The sequence below is a fragment of the Caballeronia sp. AZ10_KS36 genome (genome assembly GCF_023631105.1).
Taxonomy (GTDB): domain Bacteria; phylum Pseudomonadota; class Gammaproteobacteria; order Burkholderiales; family Burkholderiaceae; genus Caballeronia.
This window is the reverse complement of sequence record NZ_JALQDQ010000025.1, coordinates 501357-518228: the sequence shown is the minus strand read 5'-3', so window position 1 is coordinate 518228 and position 16872 is coordinate 501357. Positions and strand designations below refer to the sequence as shown.

The 16872-nt window shown below is 64.6% G+C and carries 17 protein-coding genes; 10 read left to right on the top strand and 7 right to left on the bottom strand.

The genetic code is table 11. The annotated features are described in order from the left end of the window. The first annotated feature begins 22 nt into the window (after nucleotides 1-22). Nucleotides 23-916: a ferritin-like domain-containing protein gene (locus NCR35_RS17835; RefSeq protein ID WP_250535421.1), complete on the top strand. Its 894-nt coding sequence runs from the start codon at nucleotides 23-25 to the stop codon at nucleotides 914-916. Here the strand turns inward: NCR35_RS17835 and NCR35_RS17830 are convergent. After that, nucleotides 909-1649 carry a TetR/AcrR family transcriptional regulator gene (locus NCR35_RS17830; RefSeq protein ID WP_250535420.1) on the bottom strand — a complete coding sequence of 247 codons (741 nt, stop codon included), beginning with the start codon at nucleotides 1647-1649 and terminating at the stop codon, nucleotides 909-911. The genes NCR35_RS17835 and NCR35_RS17830 overlap by 8 nt on opposite strands. Nucleotides 1650-1812: 163 nt before the next feature. Between NCR35_RS17830 and NCR35_RS17825 the strand changes: the two genes are divergently transcribed. From NCR35_RS17825 to NCR35_RS17815, 3 genes are read left to right on the top strand one after another with little or no spacing between them, the layout of a single operon-like run. Beyond that, nucleotides 1813-2994, top strand: coding sequence for an isovaleryl-CoA dehydrogenase (locus NCR35_RS17825; RefSeq protein WP_250535419.1), 1182 nt, complete (start codon nucleotides 1813-1815; stop codon nucleotides 2992-2994). Nucleotides 2995-3005: 11 nt separating this feature from the next. Next, nucleotides 3006-4613: a carboxyl transferase domain-containing protein gene (locus NCR35_RS17820; RefSeq protein ID WP_250535417.1), complete on the top strand. Its 1608-nt coding sequence runs from the start codon at nucleotides 3006-3008 to the stop codon at nucleotides 4611-4613. A 15-nt stretch (nucleotides 4614-4628) separates the two neighbouring features. Then, a complete protein-coding gene (locus NCR35_RS17815; RefSeq protein WP_250535416.1) occupies nucleotides 4629-6623 on the top strand; it encodes an acetyl/propionyl/methylcrotonyl-CoA carboxylase subunit alpha in 1995 nt (664 codons plus the stop codon). Here the strand turns inward: NCR35_RS17815 and NCR35_RS17810 are convergent. Further along, nucleotides 6620-7144, bottom strand: a complete 525-nt coding sequence (locus NCR35_RS17810; protein ID WP_250535415.1) for an OmpA family protein — start codon at nucleotides 7142-7144, stop codon at nucleotides 6620-6622. The two genes, NCR35_RS17815 and NCR35_RS17810, sit on opposite strands and share 4 nt — an antisense overlap. 170 nt (nucleotides 7145-7314) lie before the next feature. Here NCR35_RS17810 and NCR35_RS17805 point away from each other — a divergent pair, with 170 nt between their 5' ends. Beyond that, nucleotides 7315-8406, top strand: a complete 1092-nt coding sequence (locus NCR35_RS17805) for an AI-2E family transporter (RefSeq protein WP_250535413.1) — start codon at nucleotides 7315-7317, stop codon at nucleotides 8404-8406. A 13-nt stretch (nucleotides 8407-8419) separates the two neighbouring features. On the opposite strand, the gene NCR35_RS17800 is transcribed toward NCR35_RS17805, so the two are convergent. The 3 genes from NCR35_RS17800 to pcaH all read right to left on the bottom strand — a co-directional run bounded on the left by NCR35_RS17800 (nucleotide 8420) and on the right by pcaH (nucleotide 10100). Next, nucleotides 8420-8728: a DUF2288 domain-containing protein gene (locus tag NCR35_RS17800; RefSeq protein ID WP_250535411.1), complete on the bottom strand. Its 309-nt coding sequence runs from the start codon at nucleotides 8726-8728 to the stop codon at nucleotides 8420-8422. Nucleotides 8729-8805: 77 nt separating this feature from the next. Next, the gene (pcaG, locus tag NCR35_RS17795) at nucleotides 8806-9396 is read right to left on the bottom strand and encodes a protocatechuate 3,4-dioxygenase subunit alpha (RefSeq protein ID WP_250535410.1); all 591 of its coding nucleotides are present in this window, start codon (nucleotides 9394-9396) and stop codon (nucleotides 8806-8808) included. 2 nt (nucleotides 9397-9398) lie between these two features. After that, a complete protein-coding gene (pcaH, locus tag NCR35_RS17790) occupies nucleotides 9399-10100 on the bottom strand; it encodes a protocatechuate 3,4-dioxygenase subunit beta (protein WP_244849945.1) in 702 nt (233 codons plus the stop codon). 112 nt (nucleotides 10101-10212) lie between these two features. Here pcaH and pcaQ point away from each other — a divergent pair, with 112 nt between their 5' ends. Further along, entirely contained in the window at nucleotides 10213-11151 is a 939-nt protein-coding gene (gene pcaQ, locus NCR35_RS17785) for a pca operon transcription factor PcaQ (RefSeq protein ID WP_250535408.1), read from the top strand. Nucleotides 11152-11341: 190 nt separating this feature from the next. After that, nucleotides 11342-11710 carry a response regulator gene (locus NCR35_RS17780; RefSeq protein WP_244849947.1) on the top strand — a complete coding sequence of 123 codons (369 nt, stop codon included), beginning with the start codon at nucleotides 11342-11344 and terminating at the stop codon, nucleotides 11708-11710. Here the strand turns inward: NCR35_RS17780 and NCR35_RS17775 are convergent. Further along, nucleotides 11707-12420 (bottom strand): lysophospholipid acyltransferase family protein, encoded by a 714-nt coding sequence (locus NCR35_RS17775; RefSeq protein WP_250535398.1) that lies wholly within the window; start codon nucleotides 12418-12420, stop codon nucleotides 11707-11709. The genes NCR35_RS17780 and NCR35_RS17775 overlap by 4 nt on opposite strands. A gap of 136 nt (nucleotides 12421-12556) precedes the next feature. Here NCR35_RS17775 and pip point away from each other — a divergent pair, with 136 nt between their 5' ends. Continuing rightward, nucleotides 12557-13528 (top strand): prolyl aminopeptidase, encoded by a 972-nt coding sequence (gene pip / locus NCR35_RS17770; RefSeq protein WP_250535396.1) that lies wholly within the window; start codon nucleotides 12557-12559, stop codon nucleotides 13526-13528. An 87-nt stretch (nucleotides 13529-13615) separates the two neighbouring features. Here pip and NCR35_RS17765 read toward each other — a convergent pair whose 3' ends face one another. Next, nucleotides 13616-14854: an EAL domain-containing protein gene (locus NCR35_RS17765; RefSeq protein WP_250535395.1), complete on the bottom strand. Its 1239-nt coding sequence runs from the start codon at nucleotides 14852-14854 to the stop codon at nucleotides 13616-13618. A gap of 298 nt (nucleotides 14855-15152) precedes the next feature. Here NCR35_RS17765 and NCR35_RS17760 point away from each other — a divergent pair, with 298 nt between their 5' ends. Beyond that, nucleotides 15153-15575, top strand: coding sequence for a hypothetical protein (locus NCR35_RS17760; RefSeq protein WP_159834340.1), 423 nt, complete (start codon nucleotides 15153-15155; stop codon nucleotides 15573-15575). A gap of 480 nt (nucleotides 15576-16055) precedes the next feature. Then, the gene (locus NCR35_RS17755; RefSeq protein WP_250535394.1) at nucleotides 16056-16841 is read left to right on the top strand and encodes an N-acyl amino acid synthase FeeM domain-containing protein; all 786 of its coding nucleotides are present in this window, start codon (nucleotides 16056-16058) and stop codon (nucleotides 16839-16841) included. Nucleotides 16842-16872 lie beyond the last annotated feature (31 nt).

The window sequence follows — 16872 nt, the reverse complement described above, 5'->3', positions numbered from 1 at the left end:
TGTAGACGCCTACTATTCGAATATGTCCGACACGCTCACCCCAGTCGAAGCAGATCATGCGATGCGCAACTGGATCTATCGATCCGAAGGCCGGATCAGGATCGGTTCGGAGATGCACAAGCGCATGTTCTGCGAGATGCTGCTGACGACGCACAACCCTTATAAGCCCGCCGTCATCGAGTGGCCGAAGCTGGACCCGGCGGCGCTCAGGCGCGTCACGTCGCTGCCCATCTGGGATATCGCGGTGCAGACCGAAGGCCGGGCGTCTATTCGCGTGGCGACGTATGCGGCGAGCGTGTCCGACCCGCTGCTCAACGAAGCGCTGCGCATGAACGGCGGCGAGGAAGCGCGGCACAAGCTCGTGTTGTCGAAGCTCGTCGAGGCGTATGGCATCGAACTCGCGCCCGAGCCGCCGTATCCCGCCCCCGACGACGCCCTGCGCGCGTGGATGCTCACGGGCTACAGCGAGTGCATCGACAGTTTCTTCGCGTTCGGTCTTTTCGAGGCGGCGCGACAGTCCGGCTATTTTCCGGAAGCGCTCGTCGAGACGTTCGAGCCGGTCATTCAGGAAGAGGCGCGGCACATTCTGTTCTTTGCGAACTGGGTGGCGTGGTATCGGCGCAGCTTGCCGTGGTATCGCAAACCCGGCTTTCTGCTGAAGACCGCGGGCGTGTGGCTTACGCTGATCCGCGATCGCATTTCGCTCGCGCGCGGCTTCGACAAGAGCGGCGCGGCGCAGGACGCGAATTTTCCGGCAAATGTCGGGGATTCGGTGGCGGGCAACGTGTCGGTGGGCGCGTTGATCGATCTGTGTCTCGTCGAGAACGAGCGCCGCATGGCGGGCTACGACGCGCGGTTGCTGCGGCCGACCACCGTGCCGAGGCTCGCGCGGCTGGCGCGGCGGTTTGTCAAGTAGCCGAGCTTGCCCCGGGTCCTTTCGCCCGCTCCTCATACCGCCGCGACGCATCCTCCACGTCCTGCCTGAAGCGTGCCAGCGCCGCGAGCTGCGCATCCGGCGGCTGCAGCGCGGCCCACAACACGTCCACCAGTTCATCGGCCGTCGTCTCGATCTGAGCCTGACTCAGGCGGCGCTTCGCCAACGTCGCGTCCCACAGCACATGCTCCATCGGCCCGAAAACGAGCGAGCGCAACAGGCGCAGCGACACGTCCGCGCGTATGTGCCCGAGCGCCTGGCCGCGCGCGAGCACGTCCATCAGCGGCGCGGTGTAGCGGCGCTGCAATTCGGTCAGCGTATCCGACAGATCGTGCTGTTTCGTGCGGCCTTCCGACAGCACGAGCGAACATAAGCCGGTGCCGTTCACGAGCATCAGCCGCAAATGCGTCCGCACGATGAATGCGAACTGTTGCCTGATGGAGCCTTCGCGCGGCAGCCCGCTCTCGAACGCGTCGATGATCTCGTCGTACCAGTCCGCGATCACGCGCGCGCACAGCGCCCGCTTGCCGCTGAAGTAGCTGAAGACGGTCGCCTCCGAAATGCCCGCGCGCTGCGCGATTTCCGCCGTGGTCGCCGCGTCGTAGCCTTTTTCGGCGAAGACGTCGCGGCCTGCTTGCAGAATGTCGCGCACGCGTTGCTGCGATTTGACGCCGGTAGGCGTGCGGCGGCCGGTGGCGGTGGATTGCGTGGACATGGTCGTGCCGAAGATTGTCGGGAACAAATGTGAGCGTAGCTCAAAACCCTATTGACGGCTACCCGATTTGAGCGTGAAATAAGCGACCATTCGGTTAGATGCCCGTTGTGAGCCAGGCTCAAATCCGGGTACGCCAACCCCACTGCATATCGAGGAGACACCCATGAGCACCGTGCCGGGCCTGAACTTCGCGCTGGGCGAAGATATCGACATGTTGCGCGATACCCTCGCCAACTTCGCAGCGAAGGAGATTGCGCCGCGCGCCGCGGAGATCGACCGTACCGATCAATTCCCGATGGACCTGTGGAAGAAGTTCGGAGATCTCGGCGTGCTCGGCATGACGGTCTCGGAAGAATACGGCGGCGCGAACATGGGCTACACGGCGCACATGGTCGCGATGGAGGAGATTTCGCGCGCGTCGGCGTCGGTCGGGCTGTCGTACGGCGCGCATTCGAATCTGTGCGTGAACCAGATTCATCGCAACGGCACGGAAGCGCAGAAGCGCAAATATCTGCCGAAGCTCGTATCCGGCGAGCATGTGGGCGCGCTGGCGATGAGCGAGCCGAACGCCGGGTCGGATGTGGTCAGCATGAAGCTGCGCGCCGACGAGAAGGGCGATCACTACGTGCTCAACGGCACGAAGATGTGGATCACCAACGGCCCGGACTGCGACACGCTCGTCGTCTATGCAAAGACGGACATCGAAGCGGGCGCGAAGGGCATTACGGCGTTCATCGTCGAGAAGGGCATGAAGGGCTTTTCCGTCGCGCAGAAGCTGGACAAGCTCGGCATGCGCGGCTCGCATACGGGCGAGCTCGTGTTCGAGAACGTCGAAGTGCCCAAGGAAAACATTCTGGGCGCGTTGAACGGCGGCGTGAAGGTGCTGATGAGCGGCCTCGACTATGAACGCGCCGTGCTCGCGGGCGGTCCGACCGGCATCATGCTCGCGTGCATGGATGCGGTCGTGCCGTATATCCACGATCGCAAGCAGTTCGGACAGGCCATCGGCGAATTCCAGCTGATTCAGGGCAAGGTCGCGGATCTTTATACGACGCTGCAAGCGTGCCGCGCATATCTGTATGCCGTGGGCCGTCAGTTGGATACGCTCGGCTCCGGCCACGTGCGCGACGTGCGCAAGGACTGCGCAGGCGTCATTCTCTATACCGCCGAAAAAGCGACGTGGATGGCCGGCGAAGCAATCCAGATTCTCGGCGGCAACGGCTATATCAACGAATATCCGGTCGGCCGTCTCTGGCGCGATGCCAAGCTCTATGAAATCGGCGCGGGCACGAGCGAGATCCGCCGCATGCTGATCGGGCGCGAACTGTTCGCAGAGACCGCATAAGGGCGCGCGTCATGACCATCATCGAATCGAAGCTGAATCCGCGCAGCGAGGAGTTCCGCGCCAACGCGGCCGCGCTCGAAGCACTCGTCGCGGACCTGAAAGAGAAGGTCGCAAAGATTGCGGAAGGCGGCGGGCAGGCGGCGCGCGACCGTCATCTGTCGCGCAATAAGCTGCTGCCGCGCGATCGCATCGCGCAGTTGCTGGATCCCGGCACGCCGTTTCTCGAACTCTCGCCGCTCGCGGCCTACGGCATGTACAACGACGAAGCGCCGGGCGCGGGCATCATCACCGGCATCGGGCGCATCGCGGGTCAGGAGTGCGTGATCGTCTGCAACGATGCGACCGTTAAAGGCGGCACGTACTATCCGGTGACGGTAAAGAAGCATCTGCGCGCGCAGGAGATTGCTGAGCAGAATCGCTTGCCGTGCGTCTATCTCGTCGATTCGGGCGGCGCGAACCTGCCGAATCAGGACGACGTGTTCCCCGACCGCGATCACTTCGGCCGCATCTTCTATAACCAGGCGAACATGTCGGCGCAAGGCATCGCGCAGATCGCCGTTGTGATGGGATCGTGCACGGCAGGAGGCGCGTACGTGCCCGCGATGAGCGATGAATCGATCATCGTGAAAGATCAGGGCACGATCTTCCTGGGCGGTCCGCCGCTTGTGAAAGCAGCCACGGGCGAAGAAGTCAGCGCGGAAGACCTGGGCGGCGGCGATGTTCACACGCGGCTTTCCGGCGTCGTCGATCATCTCGCGCAAAACGACGCGCACGCGCTCGGCATTGCGCGCAGCATCGTCGGCAATCTGAATCGCGTGAAAGCGCCGACGCTCGCGCTCAAGGAACCGCTGCCGCCGCGTTATGAGCCGGAGAGCGTCTATGGCGTGATTCCGGTCGATACGCGTAAGCCCTTCGATGTGCGCGAAGTGATCGCGCGTATCGTCGACGATTCCGCGTTCGACGAATTCAAGGCGCGTTACGGCACCACGCTCGTTTGCGGCTTCGCGCATATCTGGGGGCATCCGGTCGGTATCGTCGCGAACAACGGCATTCTGTTCTCCGAGTCAGCGTTGAAGGGCGCGCATTTCATCGAACTGTGCTGCCAGCGCAAGATTCCGCTGGTGTTCTTGCAGAACATCACGGGCTTCATGGTTGGCCGCAAGTACGAGAACGAGGGCATCGCGCGTAACGGCGCGAAGATGGTCACGGCGGTGGCAACGGCCAAAGTGCCGAAGTTCACGGTCATCATCGGCGGCTCGTTCGGCGCGGGCAATTACGGCATGTGCGGCCGCGCGTATTCGCCGCGCTTCCTGTGGATGTGGCCGAACGCGCGCATTTCGGTGATGGGCGGCGAGCAGGCCGCGTCCGTTCTCGCGACCGTGCGGCGCGACGGCATCGAGAAGAAAGGCGGCACGTGGTCGAAGGAAGACGAGGAAGCGTTCAAGGCGCCGATACGCGAGCAATACGAAGTGCAAGGCCATCCGTACTATGCGAGCGCGCGCCTGTGGGACGACGGTGTGATCGATCCGGCGCAAACCCGCGACGTGCTCGGCCTCGGACTTGCCGCGACGATGAACGCGCCTATCGAAGACACGCGCTTCGGCGTGTTCCGCATGTAACCGGATGTGATGCTCATGTTCAACAAGATACTGATTGCGAACCGTGGCGAGATTGCATGCCGTGTGGCGGCGACGGCCAGGCGCCTGAACGTGGCGAGCGTTGCCGTCTATTCGGATGCGGATGCGAAAGCCAAGCACGTCGATGTCTGCGATGAAGCGGTGCACGTCGGCGGATCGGCTGCGTCCGAGAGCTATCTGCGCATCGAGCGCATTGTCGAAGCGGCGAAAGCAACCGGCGCGCAGGCCGTTCATCCGGGCTACGGATTTCTTTCGGAGAACGAAGAATTCGCCAACGCCTGCGAACAGGCGGGCATCGTGTTCATCGGACCGCCGGTGGAAGCCATTCGCGCGATGGGTTCGAAAGCCGCGGCCAAGGCGCTGATGCAGTCCGCATCCGTGCCGCTCGTGCCCGGCTATCACGGCGACGATCAGGACGCGGCGCTGCTGCAACGCGAGGCGGACCGCATCGGTTATCCGGTGCTGCTGAAGGCGAGCGCGGGCGGCGGCGGCAAGGGCATGCGCGTGGTCGAGCGCAGCGAAGACTTCATGCAGGCGCTCGCGTCGTGCAAGCGCGAGGCGGCGTCGAGCTTTGGCAATGACCGCGTGTTGATCGAAAAGTATCTGCTGCGTCCGCGACACGTCGAAGTGCAGGTCTTCGCGGACACGCACGGCAACGCCGTGTATCTGTTCGATCGCGATTGTTCCGTGCAGCGGCGTCATCAAAAGGTGCTGGAAGAAGCGCCCGCGCCCGGCCTCTCCGATGAAACGCGCCGCGCGATGGGCGAAGCCGCCGTTGCCGCGGCGCGCGCCGTGAACTACGTCGGCGCGGGCACGGTCGAGTTCATCATGACGCAGGACGGCCAGTTCTACTTCATGGAGATGAACACGCGGCTGCAAGTCGAGCATCCGGTGACGGAGATGGTGACAGGGCTCGATCTCGTCGAATGGCAATTGCGCGTGGCGGCGGGCGAGCCGCTGCCGCTGAAGCAGGACGAGCTGCGCGTGAACGGCCATGCGATCGAAGCGCGCATCTATGCCGAGAATCCGTCGCGCGGCTTCTTGCCGTCGACGGGCACGCTCAAGCATCTGGCGCTGCCGGAAGCGGTCGAATTCACGCTCGATGGCAACGTGCGCATCGACAGCGGCGTGCGCGAAGGCGACGCCATCACGCCGTTCTACGATCCGATGATCGCGAAGCTGATCGTGCATGGCCGCGACCGCCGCGATGCGCTCGCTCGCATGGCGCGCGCGCTCGCGCAGTGCGAGATCGTCGGCTTGCAGACGAACGTCGAGTTCCTGCAACGCATCGTGAAAAGCGAGCCGTTCTCGCAAGGCGAACTGGACACGGGCCTCATCGAGCGTCATCGCGATGCGCTGTTCGCGCCGTCGCCGGTATCGCGCGGCAAGGCGCTCGCGCTTGCGTGCGCCGCGCTGCTCACGCGCGAGGGCGGCGAAGCGCACGGCCAATCGCCGTGGGACGCGCTTTCGCACTGGCGCATGGCGGGCGGCTACCGCCAGGACCTGAACTGGCGCGCGGTCGACACGGACCAGGCGCTGAAGGTCGTCTTCACGAAAGATCGTGAGAAGCGCCTGCAATGGGAGGAGCGAACCGCGCGCTTCGACTGGTCGCATCGCGGAGAAACGTCGTTCACGGTCCAGCTCGACGATGCGCTCATTAAAGGCCACGTCTTCACGGACGGCGACACGTTCCACGTCTTCTACGAAGGCGCGGCGTTCGCTTTCGAATGGCAGAACCTGATGGCGCACGCAGGGGACGCCGAGCACGAAGGGCGGCTGACCGCGCCGATGCCGGGCAAGGTGATCGCCGTGTTGGTGGAAGCGGGCGCGTCGGTCGAGAAGGGCGCGCCGCTGATCGTCATGGAAGCGATGAAGATGGAGCACACGATTGTCGCGCCGACGGCGGGCAGAATCGGCGAGATTCTCTTCGATGTCGGCGATCAGGTCGCCGACGGCTCGCAACTGCTCGTGCTGGAAGCGCAGCCGGCCTAGCGTTTCTTTTTCGGCGGGCGGCCGAGCAGCGTATCTTCGCTCTCCGCCCGCACGAGTATCTCGACGCGGCGGTTCATCGCGCGGCCTTGCGGCGTGTCGTTGCTGGCGATGGGCCGCAGATACGCCATGCCCTTGGTCGTGAGGCGCTCGGCCGGCACGCCCCGCGCAATCAGCGCGCGCGCGACCGCTTCGGCGCGCGCCTGTGAAAGCGTCTTGTTATAGGCGAGCGTGCCGTCGTTATCGGTGTGGCCTTCGATCAGCACGGGCCGCATGCTGCGCTTGAGCACCGTGGCCGCGCGGTCCAGCGCGGGCAGACTGCCGCGGCGAATTTCCGCTTCGTCGGTATCGAAAAGCGCGACTTCGGGAAGCCGCATCTCCACGCCGCCGTTCACCTGCTGCATCGAGATGCCGTACTGCGCATTCAGACGCTCTTCCGTCGAGCGGTCCAGCTTGGTTCCGCAGCCCGTCAACAGCGCGAGCGACGCACATGCTGCAACCGCCAGTAAGCCTTTGCCGACCATTCCGAGTTTCCTGCGTTAATGCCCGAGCCGCGATTATAGGGACGACTGAGCACAGTTTTGTAAAGAACGTTGCATCAATCGTTGGCGCGAAGTGGAACGAATCGTGCGATTACAATGCACCCGGCTCTATCGCTTTCGCTTGCTGTCGATTCCCTCAGAGGCTCCCTTTCATGGCGATTTCTTCGCGCACCGAGACCACGCCCAACGCGGCTGAAGCGGCCGATCGCACGCGCAGGATGCAGCGCGCGGCGTCGGCGGTGCTCTATACCGTTCTCGTGCTGGTCGCGGCTTATACCGCGCGCACCTTCATTCCCGCGGTCGTCTGGGCGGTCGTCATCGCCATTGCGCTGTGGCCGGCGTTCGGCTGGCTCGAGCGGCGTCCGATTTTCCGGCAGCGTCAAACACTGCTCGCGGTGCTGCTGACGCTCGCGGTCGGCTTGCTCTTCGTGGTGCCGTTTGCCGTCGTCGCGGCGCAGACCGCGGACGAAGCGCACGACATGATGCAATGGCTCCATGATGTCTTGCGCACCGGCATTCCGATGCCCGCGTTCATAGAGCGGCTGCCGACCGGCGGGCAGCAGATCGCGCACTGGTGGCAGGCCAATCTCGCGACGCCGCTCGAATCGTCGCCGGCAGTCAAGAACCTGCATAGCGCGACGTTCGTGGCGATGACGCGCCATTTCGGCAGCCGCGTCGTGCATGGCCTCGTGATCTTCGGCTTCATGCTGATGACGCTCTTCTTCATCTTTCAGGCGGGCGCGAAGCTCGGCCGGCAACTGATCGCGGGCTCGCGGCGCGCGCTGGGCGCGGACGGCGCGGCGCTGTTGCAGCGCATGGCCGATTCGGTGCGCAGCACGGTCGTCGGCCTGGTCGTCGTGGGATTGGGCGAGGGCGCCTTGCTCGGCATTGCCTACGCCGTGACGGGCGTGCCGCACGCGACGCTGCTCGGCATGCTGACTGCGGTTGCCGCGATGCTGCCGTTCTGCGCGCCGATCGTCTTTCTCGGCTCGGCGTTGTGGCTGCTGGCGCAAGGCTCGATGATCGCGGCGGCGGGCGTGGCGATCTTCGGGCTCGTCGTGGTGTTCGTCTCGGAGCACTTCGTGAGGCCGGTGCTGATCGGCGGGTCGACGCGGCTGCCGTTTCTGCTCGTGCTGTTCGGCATTCTGGGCGGCGCGGAGACGTTCGGGCTGCTCGGGCTTTTCATCGGCCCGGCGCTAATGACGATTCTCGTCGTGCTGTGGACCGACTGGGTTCGCGCCTGATTCGTGAGTTCGGTCAGTCGCCGCGTTCCTGCACGCACACCCACGGCGACACGACCACGGCCCACAACTCGGGATCGCGCGCGGCGAGATCGGCGGCTGTTTCGGACTGCACGCGCTCGACGAGCCCCGCCGACAGCCATTGCGTGACCTGCTGCGTGTCGTCGCTGGCGACGGCTTCGGCCACGCTCACGAGATCGAGATCGCGCTTCACCCAGATCAGCACGCCCTTCGCGAAGAAGCGTTCGAGTTCCGACCAGCCGATCTGCGCGGTTTCGGCGAGGAGCTTCACATAGAGCGGGCTGGGAGTGGCGGCGTCGGTCATGGCGGGAATGCGATAAAAACGAAAGGCGTCCGACACTATAGCGCAGTGCCGGACGCCTTCTTTGCAGCTTACAGCGATTACAGGTCGAAGAACACCGTCTCGTTCGGTCCGCGCAGATGAATGTCGAAGCGGTAAATGGTCGAGGAGGTGCCCGGCTCGCGCTTCGCGATCAGCGTGTGTCGGCGCTCGGCCGGCACGCTTTGCAGCACGGTGTCCTTGGCGTTCGCCTCGGTTTCGTCGTTGAAGTAGATGCGCGTGTACGAATGCAGCAGCATGCCGCGCATCAGCAGGATCACGTCGAGGTGCGGCGCGGAATCGTCGTCGGTCGCGCCGGGCTTCACCGTATCGACGATAAAGCGCAGCTTCGGGTCCGTGCCCGTGCCGACGCGCGCAAAGCCGCGAAAGCCCGACTCGCGCGCTTCTTCCACGCTCTGCACGTAGCGGCCGTTCGCGTCGGCCTGCGCGACTTCGATCAGCGCATCGCCGATCGGCTTGCCTTCCGCGTCGAACACGTTGCCGACCACGGCGATGTGCTCGCCCGGCACTTCACGGTCTGCCGCCGATGCCGTGAACAGGCTCTTCAGGTCGAAGTTGTACTGCTCCGGCACGAGGCCGTACGCGAAATACGGTCCGACGGTCTGCGAGGGCGTTTGCTTGAGAGTCGTCATGGTCACTCCGTCGGGGTCTCGTCCGGGCCGCGCAGCACGATATCGAATTCGTAGCCGAGCGCGTAGTTTTCCTGCGTCGTGTCGATGGAGAAGCGCGAAACCAGGCGATGCCGCGCATGCTCAGGAATGCCCTGGAAGATCGGATCGAGTTCGAGCAGCGGGTCGCCGGGGAAGTACATCTGCGTGACGAGGCGCGAGCCGAAGTATTCGCCGAAGAGCGAGAAGTGAATGTGGTTCGGCCGCCATGCGTTCGGATGGTTGCCCCACGGATACGCGCCCGGCTTGACCGTCATGAAGCGGTAGCGGCCCTGATCATCGGTCAGGCAGCGCCCTGCGCCGAGAAAGTTCGGGTCGAGCGGGGCGTCGTGCTGGTCTGCCTTGTGCACGTAACGCCCGGCGGCGTTCGCCTGCCACACTTCGACGAGCGTGTTGCGCACGGGGCGACCGCCTTCGTCCAGCACGCGGCCCGTCACGATAATGCGCTCGCCGAGCGGCGCGCCGTTCTTTGCGGCATTGCGCGTGAGGTCGTTGTCGTACATGCCGAGGTCGTCCGCGCCGTAGACGGGCACGCGGCGGTTGCGCAGGTTTTCCTTGAGCGGAATGAGCGGCAGCGAAGGACTGCGCGACACCGACGACCGGTAACCCGGCGACAGATACGGCGGATGCGATTCCCAGTCGCGCGGCGTGAGAATGGGGGACGTCATGTCACTGTCTCCTGATGATGTGACGTAAATGGGATATTTCTGGCGACTACTTTATCGAACGCGCCGAGTTATGGAAAATGACGTTTTATGCGGCGAACCATAACGGCTCTTCATGGATACGGACTTCACCAACACGCGCGTCAAGTTCCGCCATTTGCAGTGCTTCCTGGCCGTGACGCAACTCGGCAGCGTTCAGCGCGCAGCCGATAGCCTGTCGATCACGCAGCCGGCTGTGTCGAAAACCATCGGCGAACTCGAATCCATTCTAGGCGTGCGGCTCTTCGAGCGCGGTCGGCGCGGCGCGGTGCCCACGCGCGAGGGGCGGCTTTTCGCGCCGCACGCGAGCGCGTGCGTGGCCTCGCTGCGCGAGGGCGTCGACATGCTGCTGCGGGAGCGCGGGGACGTGCCGGGCGCGGTGTCGATCGGCGTGCTGCCGACGGTCGCCAACGCGTTGCTGCCGCCCGCGTTCGCCGCCTTCCGGCAGCAATGGCCGGCGGTCTCGCTGAGCGTGCAGACGGATTCCAACGCGCCGCTGCTCGACCGTCTGAAGGCCGGCGAAGTCGATCTGGTGGTCGGGCGGCTGTCAGAACCGGAGGCCATGCACGGACTGTCGTTCGAGCAGATTTATCGCGAGCCGCTCGCGGTGGCGGTGCGGCGCGATCATCCGCTCATGTTCGAAACGCCGCTCACGCCGGCGCTGCTGACGCGCTTTCCCATCGTCGTGCCGCCGTTCGGCACGCTCATCCGGCAGTCCGCCGAGAGCATGTTGACCGCCTTCGGCGCTCATGCGCTCACCGCGCTCGTCGAAACGCTGTCGGTTTCGCTCGGACGCTCACTCGCGCTTCATAACGACGCCGTCTGGTTCGTGCCTGCCGGCGCGGTCGAACACGACATCGCGCTCGGGCTGCTGGTCGCGCTGCCCATGCCGTTCGCCGGCACCGACGAGCCCATCGGTCTCATCCGCCGCAACGACGCGGCCCGCACGGCGGTGGAGGAATCGCTCGTGGATGCGATCCGCGAGGCGGGACGCTCGCGCGCGGCGAGCAAATGACCGACGCCTGCGCGCGGCCCGCTGCTTGCTCAGGCAGCATTTACCGCGCAAATTTCGCGGGAACAAAATACTATGACGAAAGGGCGGAGATGGGGTGCTCGCGGCATCGAAAGCAAACGTTCACGGTCAACCACTCGCCGCCGCCCGGCCCTCGTTCCCGCATTCAACCCGTGCCCGCACCGTTCGCACCATGAAGACCGTACTTCTCGTCGACGACGACCCCAGCACCATCGAAGCCTGGACTCTTTGCATGAAGGGCGAGGATTGCACCGTCCTCAGCGCGCTCGACGGCAACCGGGCGTTATCGATCCTCGGTGAGCAGACGGTGGACATCGTCGTGTCCGACTGGATGATGCCGGGCCTGGGCGGCGCGCTGCTCTGCCAGACGATGAAGAACGACGCGTCGCTTTCGCACATTCCGTTTCTGATGATTTCGGGGCATCCGAACCCGCCGGCGTTCGTCAGCTACGACGGCTATCTGCGTAAGCCCGTGGACATGGAAACGCTGCTCTCGGCCGTGAACCGGCTGTGCGCCGCGAAGAAACGCCCGCTCTATTAACGAAGTTCGGCGAGCGCCTCGTCCATCTGATGCTGCGCGAGCCGGTTCAACTCCTGCGGAATCTCGCAATTTAGCGGCAGCGGCGGCGTGACGATCACGCGAATGTGCCCGCCGCGGTCCGGCCAGCCTTTCGCGGGCCATACCTTCCCGGCGTCGTGCACGACCGGCACCACCGGCACTTTGGTCGCGCAGGCGAGCCGCACGCCGCCCGAGGCGAGCTTGAGCGGCGCATCGTGGGCAACGCGCGTGCCTTCCGGAAAAATCACGACGGCATCACCCTTTTTGAGCCGCGCCGCGCATTCCCGCGTGACCGCCTGATGCGCCTGGCGGATCGAGCCGCGATCGAGGCTCACCATGTCGAGTCCGCGCAGAACCCAGCCGAAAAACGGAATCTTCATCAGTTCGCGCTTGAAGACGAAGCTGATGCGGCGCGGGAAGAGCGCCATGAACGCGAGCGTCTCCCACGTCGATTCGTGCCGGCTCAGGATGATGAACGGTCCTTGCGGCAGATGCTCCAGCCCTTCGACCGAACACGTGACGCCGGCGATGACGCGCATCATCGCGACCACCGCGCGGCACCAGAGCTTCGCGAGCCAGTAGCGCCCGTTTCGGCCGACGAACGGGAAGAGCGGCAGGATCAGGATGGACCAGAGCGTGCCGCTGCCGAGCAGATAGGTAGCGAATAGCCACTTGACGAGAGTGCGGCGCATCGGGCGTGGGAGCGATCGGATTGAAGGAAGCGATAAGGGCAGAAGCATAGCGTATCGCTCTTTCAGGAGCTTTCATGCGCGCTCTCGCGTCCGAATGCAACAATGATCGCGGTTCAACACTTACGGGAAAGACGCAATGGATGCAGTGCCGGTGAATTTCGACGAGGGCATGCTCGACGTCGGCGATGGACATTCGATCTACTGGCGCGCGCAGGGCCCGCGCGACGCGCCCGCGCTTGTCGTCGTGCACGGCGGCCCCGGCGGCGCGATGAACGTGAAGTGGGCGGAGGTGCTCGGCGCGGACGCGTGGCGCGTCGTGTTCTTCGACCAGCGCGGCTGCGGCAAGTCGACGCCGTTCGGCAAGCTCGAACACAACGGCCTCGACGCGCTCGTCGGCGACATGGAGAAACTGCGCGTCGCGCTCGGCATCGAGCGATGGGCGATTTTCGGCGGTTCGTGGGGCACGACGCTCGGACTCGCGTACGGCGTCGCGCATCCGGAACGTTGCACGGGCTTCCTGCTGCGCGGCGTGTTCCTCGCGCGCCAGGAGGATATCGACTGGTTCCTGTGGGACGTGCGTCGCGTATTTCCGGACGCGCACCGCGCGTTTCTCGACGCGATCGAAGCCGCCTGCGGCCAGCGCCCGGCGAACGCGCAGGAGATTCTGACGCTGACCGAGGCGCCGCTCGCGCGCTTCGACGAGGCGGGCGCCCGGCTCGCGCGAGCGTGGACGCTGTATGAGACGACGCTATCGGTCGTCAACAAGCCGGCCACGGAACCCGCCGACGAGGACAAGCGGCCGAGCGCCGAAGCCAACGCCGCCGCGGTGTCCATGGCGCTGCTCGAGCGTCACTACATGGCGGAGGAACTGCCGCCGACGCCGCTGTTGCCGCGCGTCGCGCGCATTGCGCATCTGCCGTGCCGAATCGTCCACGGGCGCTTCGACATGGTGTGTCCGGCGGATCAGGCGGTGGCGCTCGCGGCGCAGTGGCCCGGCGCGGAACTGGCCGTCGTGAGCGGCGCGGGGCACTGGACGTTCGAGCCGGGCAACGTGGCGGCGCTGCGGGCGGGCGCGGCGGCGCTTGCGGAGGCGGTTCGCGGTGTGTGAGTTGAAGTCGACGCTAGTCGATGGTTTCGTCTGCGACGGTGGGGTACGCGGCCCGCCACCTGCCTGCTAGCCTGCGCAGACGAGCCATCAAGGCAACGGCGTGCGCGCCGCTTCCGCGAGCCGTCGCCAGTCGAGATCCACGCCCGCGACGATGGTCCGCTCGCCGCGCCGCGTGGCAATGGCGAGCGTCACGCACAGCGACGTGCCTGTGACGGACAGATACGGCGCCGACGTGATCACCTGCTGCGGCTGCGCGCAGGCATCGACGAAATAGGAGCGATTGTCCCAGCGCCCGGTCGACGGGTCCGCAATCGGCGCGAAACGCTCGCTGCGCCGCTTCGCGCAGACGCCGGGCAGGGCGGGCATGAACTCGCGGCCGGCTTCGTCCAGAAAGAAACAGCTCACGGTGTTCGGCAGCGCCAGAATCTCGGCGCACGCGGACTCGCCGCTCGCGCCTCCCGCGAGGCGTCGCGCCGCCTGCGCGAGCCCGGCGCGATACGGCATCAGCAAGAGGTCGCGCGTCAGGCGCTCGGTGCGGCGGGCCTGCGCAAGCGTGTCGAACGCCTCTTCGATCAACGCGGTGGCCGCGCCGCCCGGCGCCAGCCCATCGCACGGCTTGCCGAGAAGGTAGCCCTGCACGAAATCGACGTTGGCACGCGCGGCGAGCAGCAAATCCTCGCGCGTCTCGATGCCCTCCGCCACCACGAACATGCCCGACTGATGCAGCAGATCGACGAGCTTCGGCAGCACCCAGTCGCTGAAATGTGGACGCTTTTGCCCGCTCTGCACGCGGATGAGACTGCGATCGAGCTTGACGATGTCCGGGCGCATCGTGAGCAGCCGGTCGACGTTGGAGTGCCCCGCGCCGAAGTCATCGACCGCGACGAGAAAGCCTTCCGCGCGAAACGCCCGCGTCGCGCCGGCAATGCGTTCGACGTCGGTGCCGCCCGACTCCAGCACTTCGATCACGAGCTGCTCGGGCGCGAGGCCGGCATCGCGTGTACGCTGCGCGAATTCGCGCGCATAGCCTGCGTCGGTGAAGGTCGCCGGGTTCATGTTGACGAAGAGCCATTGCGCGGTCGGCAGGAAGCCAGCGGCGCTGCGCAGATGCGTGAGATGGCTCAGGCGGTCCAGCTCGACGACCGTGCCCGCCACGATCGCGCGGCCGAAGAGATCGAACGGACCGAGCAGCGGTTCGTCATCGCTCGCCTGCTTCTTGCCGCGCAGCAGCGCCTCATAGCCGATTTCCCGTTGATGCGAAAGGCTGAAGATGGGCTGGACGTGCGTCGAAAGCGTGATGCCGTCGACGACTTCGGCGCGCCGCATCAGTCTTCCGCCCGCTCGCGCGGCGCGCGGCAGGCGCGCGCTCGCCAGCGGTCGTCAAGAGCAGACAAGGACACGCACGGGTCGGCACACGGATCGGAGAACGGCAGCACGGCGGCGATGCAAGACTTGAAATGAGATGCTCTCGTTATCGGCGTGGCCGACACGAACTTGAGCGCGCGCCGGGTTTGCCGGTCCACGTCCCGCGACCTATCTTTGAGGTTGCGGTGATACGATCGCGCTGCAACTACCTGGCGCGCGGCTCGTCGAACGCTGCATTCGAACTTCAAGAGAGACATCGATGGCGCAACAGAAAACCAATCCCAAACTCGAGCAGGCGCTGACGCGCGGCGATCTGGCAATCCGTCAGGCCAACTCGGGCCGCGCCACCGCGGTGCTGCGCGCGCTCGGCAAGATGATCGTCGAGGCATCGGCGACCATCGGCGTCGAGGCGCACGTCGTCATCCACGATGGCGACAAGATCTACGATCCCGCCGATGGCGTCTGGCCGCAGCAATTGCTCGTCTCGCTCGACGGCCCGGTCGAAGAGAACGATCCCGACGAGATCCGCACGGTCACGCTGCTCGCCGATACCCCCGGCACGGTGTTCCGGTGCGAATGGCAGCGGGCAGACGGCAACCTCGGGCGGCAGGAGGGCCGGCCGCTCGCGATGGTCGCCTTCATTACAGACGTCGATATTCCCTGGCTCGACGAGGAAGACTGATCGCGCTGACCGCGCTGTTTGCGCGAAGAACGCGGATTGCGGCTACGGCTGCAATCCGCGTTTTCTTTTTGGCGGCGCCTGTCAGCGGCAAATACGACACGCAAACGTTTCCGGCGGTGGTTTTCTATTTCGCAACCGCTTAAGAGTCATGTCTTATTTCGTCGTAGACAGCTATTCTTCGAATTGCCTCTCGCGCGGGGTTTTGCTTTGGCTTGCCCTCGTTTCGGTTCACCAATTTCGTGCACGATTATTCCCGTACGGCAGATGTTTATTCGAAACCCGATGCCTACCGGTGGATAATTCGTTTTAGAAGATTTCCTCCACCGACATTGCCCGAAAGTTGCTCTTGAACAGCGGCAAGCGCGCACCCCGTTATTTGACTTCGTGAGAGGCTCGACACGCCGCCATGAGGGTCCTACCTACCATCTGCCCTCATCACGCGGCACATCCTAATCGCCGAGAAAAAATGGGGTTTAACAAATGGAACGTCTGGATCTTGCCAATCAGGCCGCCGTCCACCAAGCAAATCAATTCGACAGCGCGCTTCGCCCGACGCTTACGGTCGTGCCTTCGCTTCAGAAAACCGAGCGCATGCCGTTTACTATTCGTATCGTCCGCGACGACGATGCACTGCAGAAAGCCGTAAGCATCCGACGTTCTGCTTATGGGCGGCATTTGCCCGAGTTTGCCGAGAAAATGTCAATCGAGCATTCCGATCGCGATCCCGGCACCGCCGTGCTGCTCGCGGAGTCGAAACTCGACGGCGCGCCGCTCGGCACCATGCGCATTCAGACCAATGCGTATGGGCCGCTCGCAGTCGAGCAGTCGATCACGTTGCCGGATCACCTTGCGACGAGCCGCCTTGCAGAAGCCACGCGGCTGGGAGTCGCGGGCGGCATGGTCGGCCGTGTCGTGAAGGTGGCGCTGTGCAAGGCGTTGTGGATGTTCTGCGAATTGCACGACATCGACTGGATGGTGATTACCGCGCGCGCGCCGCTCGACCGTGAATACGAGGCCATGCTGTTCAAGGATGTTTTTGGTGCGAATGAATATCTGCCGATGTCGCATGTCGGTGGGTTACCGCACCGAGTATTGGCGAAAGAAGTGGCTGTCGCGCGGCAGCGTTGGGAAGAAGCGCGTCATCCATTGTTCAACTATATGGTGAACACGCATCATCCGGACATCGATCTGCAATCTGTCGATTTATCTTTTGATTGGGAAACGGTAGGATGCCCGGAGGCGCCGTTGATGGCTTATGGCCGTTAATGGCACCGCCGTTTTCAGGAATGCACCAACG

Excerpts from the sequence above, each read along its gene's own strand:
- NCR35_RS17780 (WP_244849947.1), top strand. The coding sequence starts at position 11,342 with ATGAAGACCGTACTTCTCGTCGACGACGACCCCAGCACCATCGAAGCC.
- NCR35_RS17825 (WP_250535419.1), top strand. The coding sequence starts at position 1,813 with ATGAGCACCGTGCCGGGCCTGAACTTCGCGCTGGGCGAAGATATCGAC.
- pcaH (WP_244849945.1), bottom strand. The coding sequence starts at position 10,100 with ATGACGTCCCCCATTCTCACGCCGCGCGACTGGGAATCGCATCCGCCG.
- pcaQ (WP_250535408.1), top strand. The coding sequence starts at position 10,213 with ATGGATACGGACTTCACCAACACGCGCGTCAAGTTCCGCCATTTGCAG.
- NCR35_RS17805 (WP_250535413.1), top strand. The coding sequence starts at position 7,315 with ATGGCGATTTCTTCGCGCACCGAGACCACGCCCAACGCGGCTGAAGCG.
- NCR35_RS17810 (WP_250535415.1), bottom strand. The coding sequence starts at position 7,144 with ATGGTCGGCAAAGGCTTACTGGCGGTTGCAGCATGTGCGTCGCTCGCG.
- pip (WP_250535396.1), top strand. The coding sequence starts at position 12,557 with ATGGATGCAGTGCCGGTGAATTTCGACGAGGGCATGCTCGACGTCGGC.
- NCR35_RS17760 (WP_159834340.1), top strand. The coding sequence starts at position 15,153 with ATGGCGCAACAGAAAACCAATCCCAAACTCGAGCAGGCGCTGACGCGC.
- NCR35_RS17775 (WP_250535398.1), bottom strand. The coding sequence starts at position 12,420 with ATGCGCCGCACTCTCGTCAAGTGGCTATTCGCTACCTATCTGCTCGGC.
- NCR35_RS17755 (WP_250535394.1), top strand. The coding sequence starts at position 16,056 with ATGGAACGTCTGGATCTTGCCAATCAGGCCGCCGTCCACCAAGCAAAT.
- NCR35_RS17815 (WP_250535416.1), top strand. The coding sequence starts at position 4,629 with ATGTTCAACAAGATACTGATTGCGAACCGTGGCGAGATTGCATGCCGT.
- NCR35_RS17800 (WP_250535411.1), bottom strand. The coding sequence starts at position 8,728 with ATGACCGACGCCGCCACTCCCAGCCCGCTCTATGTGAAGCTCCTCGCC.
- pcaG (WP_250535410.1), bottom strand. The coding sequence starts at position 9,396 with ATGACGACTCTCAAGCAAACGCCCTCGCAGACCGTCGGACCGTATTTC.
- NCR35_RS17835 (WP_250535421.1), top strand. The coding sequence starts at position 23 with ATGTCCGACACGCTCACCCCAGTCGAAGCAGATCATGCGATGCGCAAC.
- NCR35_RS17765 (WP_250535395.1), bottom strand. The coding sequence starts at position 14,854 with ATGCGGCGCGCCGAAGTCGTCGACGGCATCACGCTTTCGACGCACGTC.
- NCR35_RS17830 (WP_250535420.1), bottom strand. The coding sequence starts at position 1,649 with ATGTCCACGCAATCCACCGCCACCGGCCGCCGCACGCCTACCGGCGTC.
- NCR35_RS17820 (WP_250535417.1), top strand. The coding sequence starts at position 3,006 with ATGACCATCATCGAATCGAAGCTGAATCCGCGCAGCGAGGAGTTCCGC.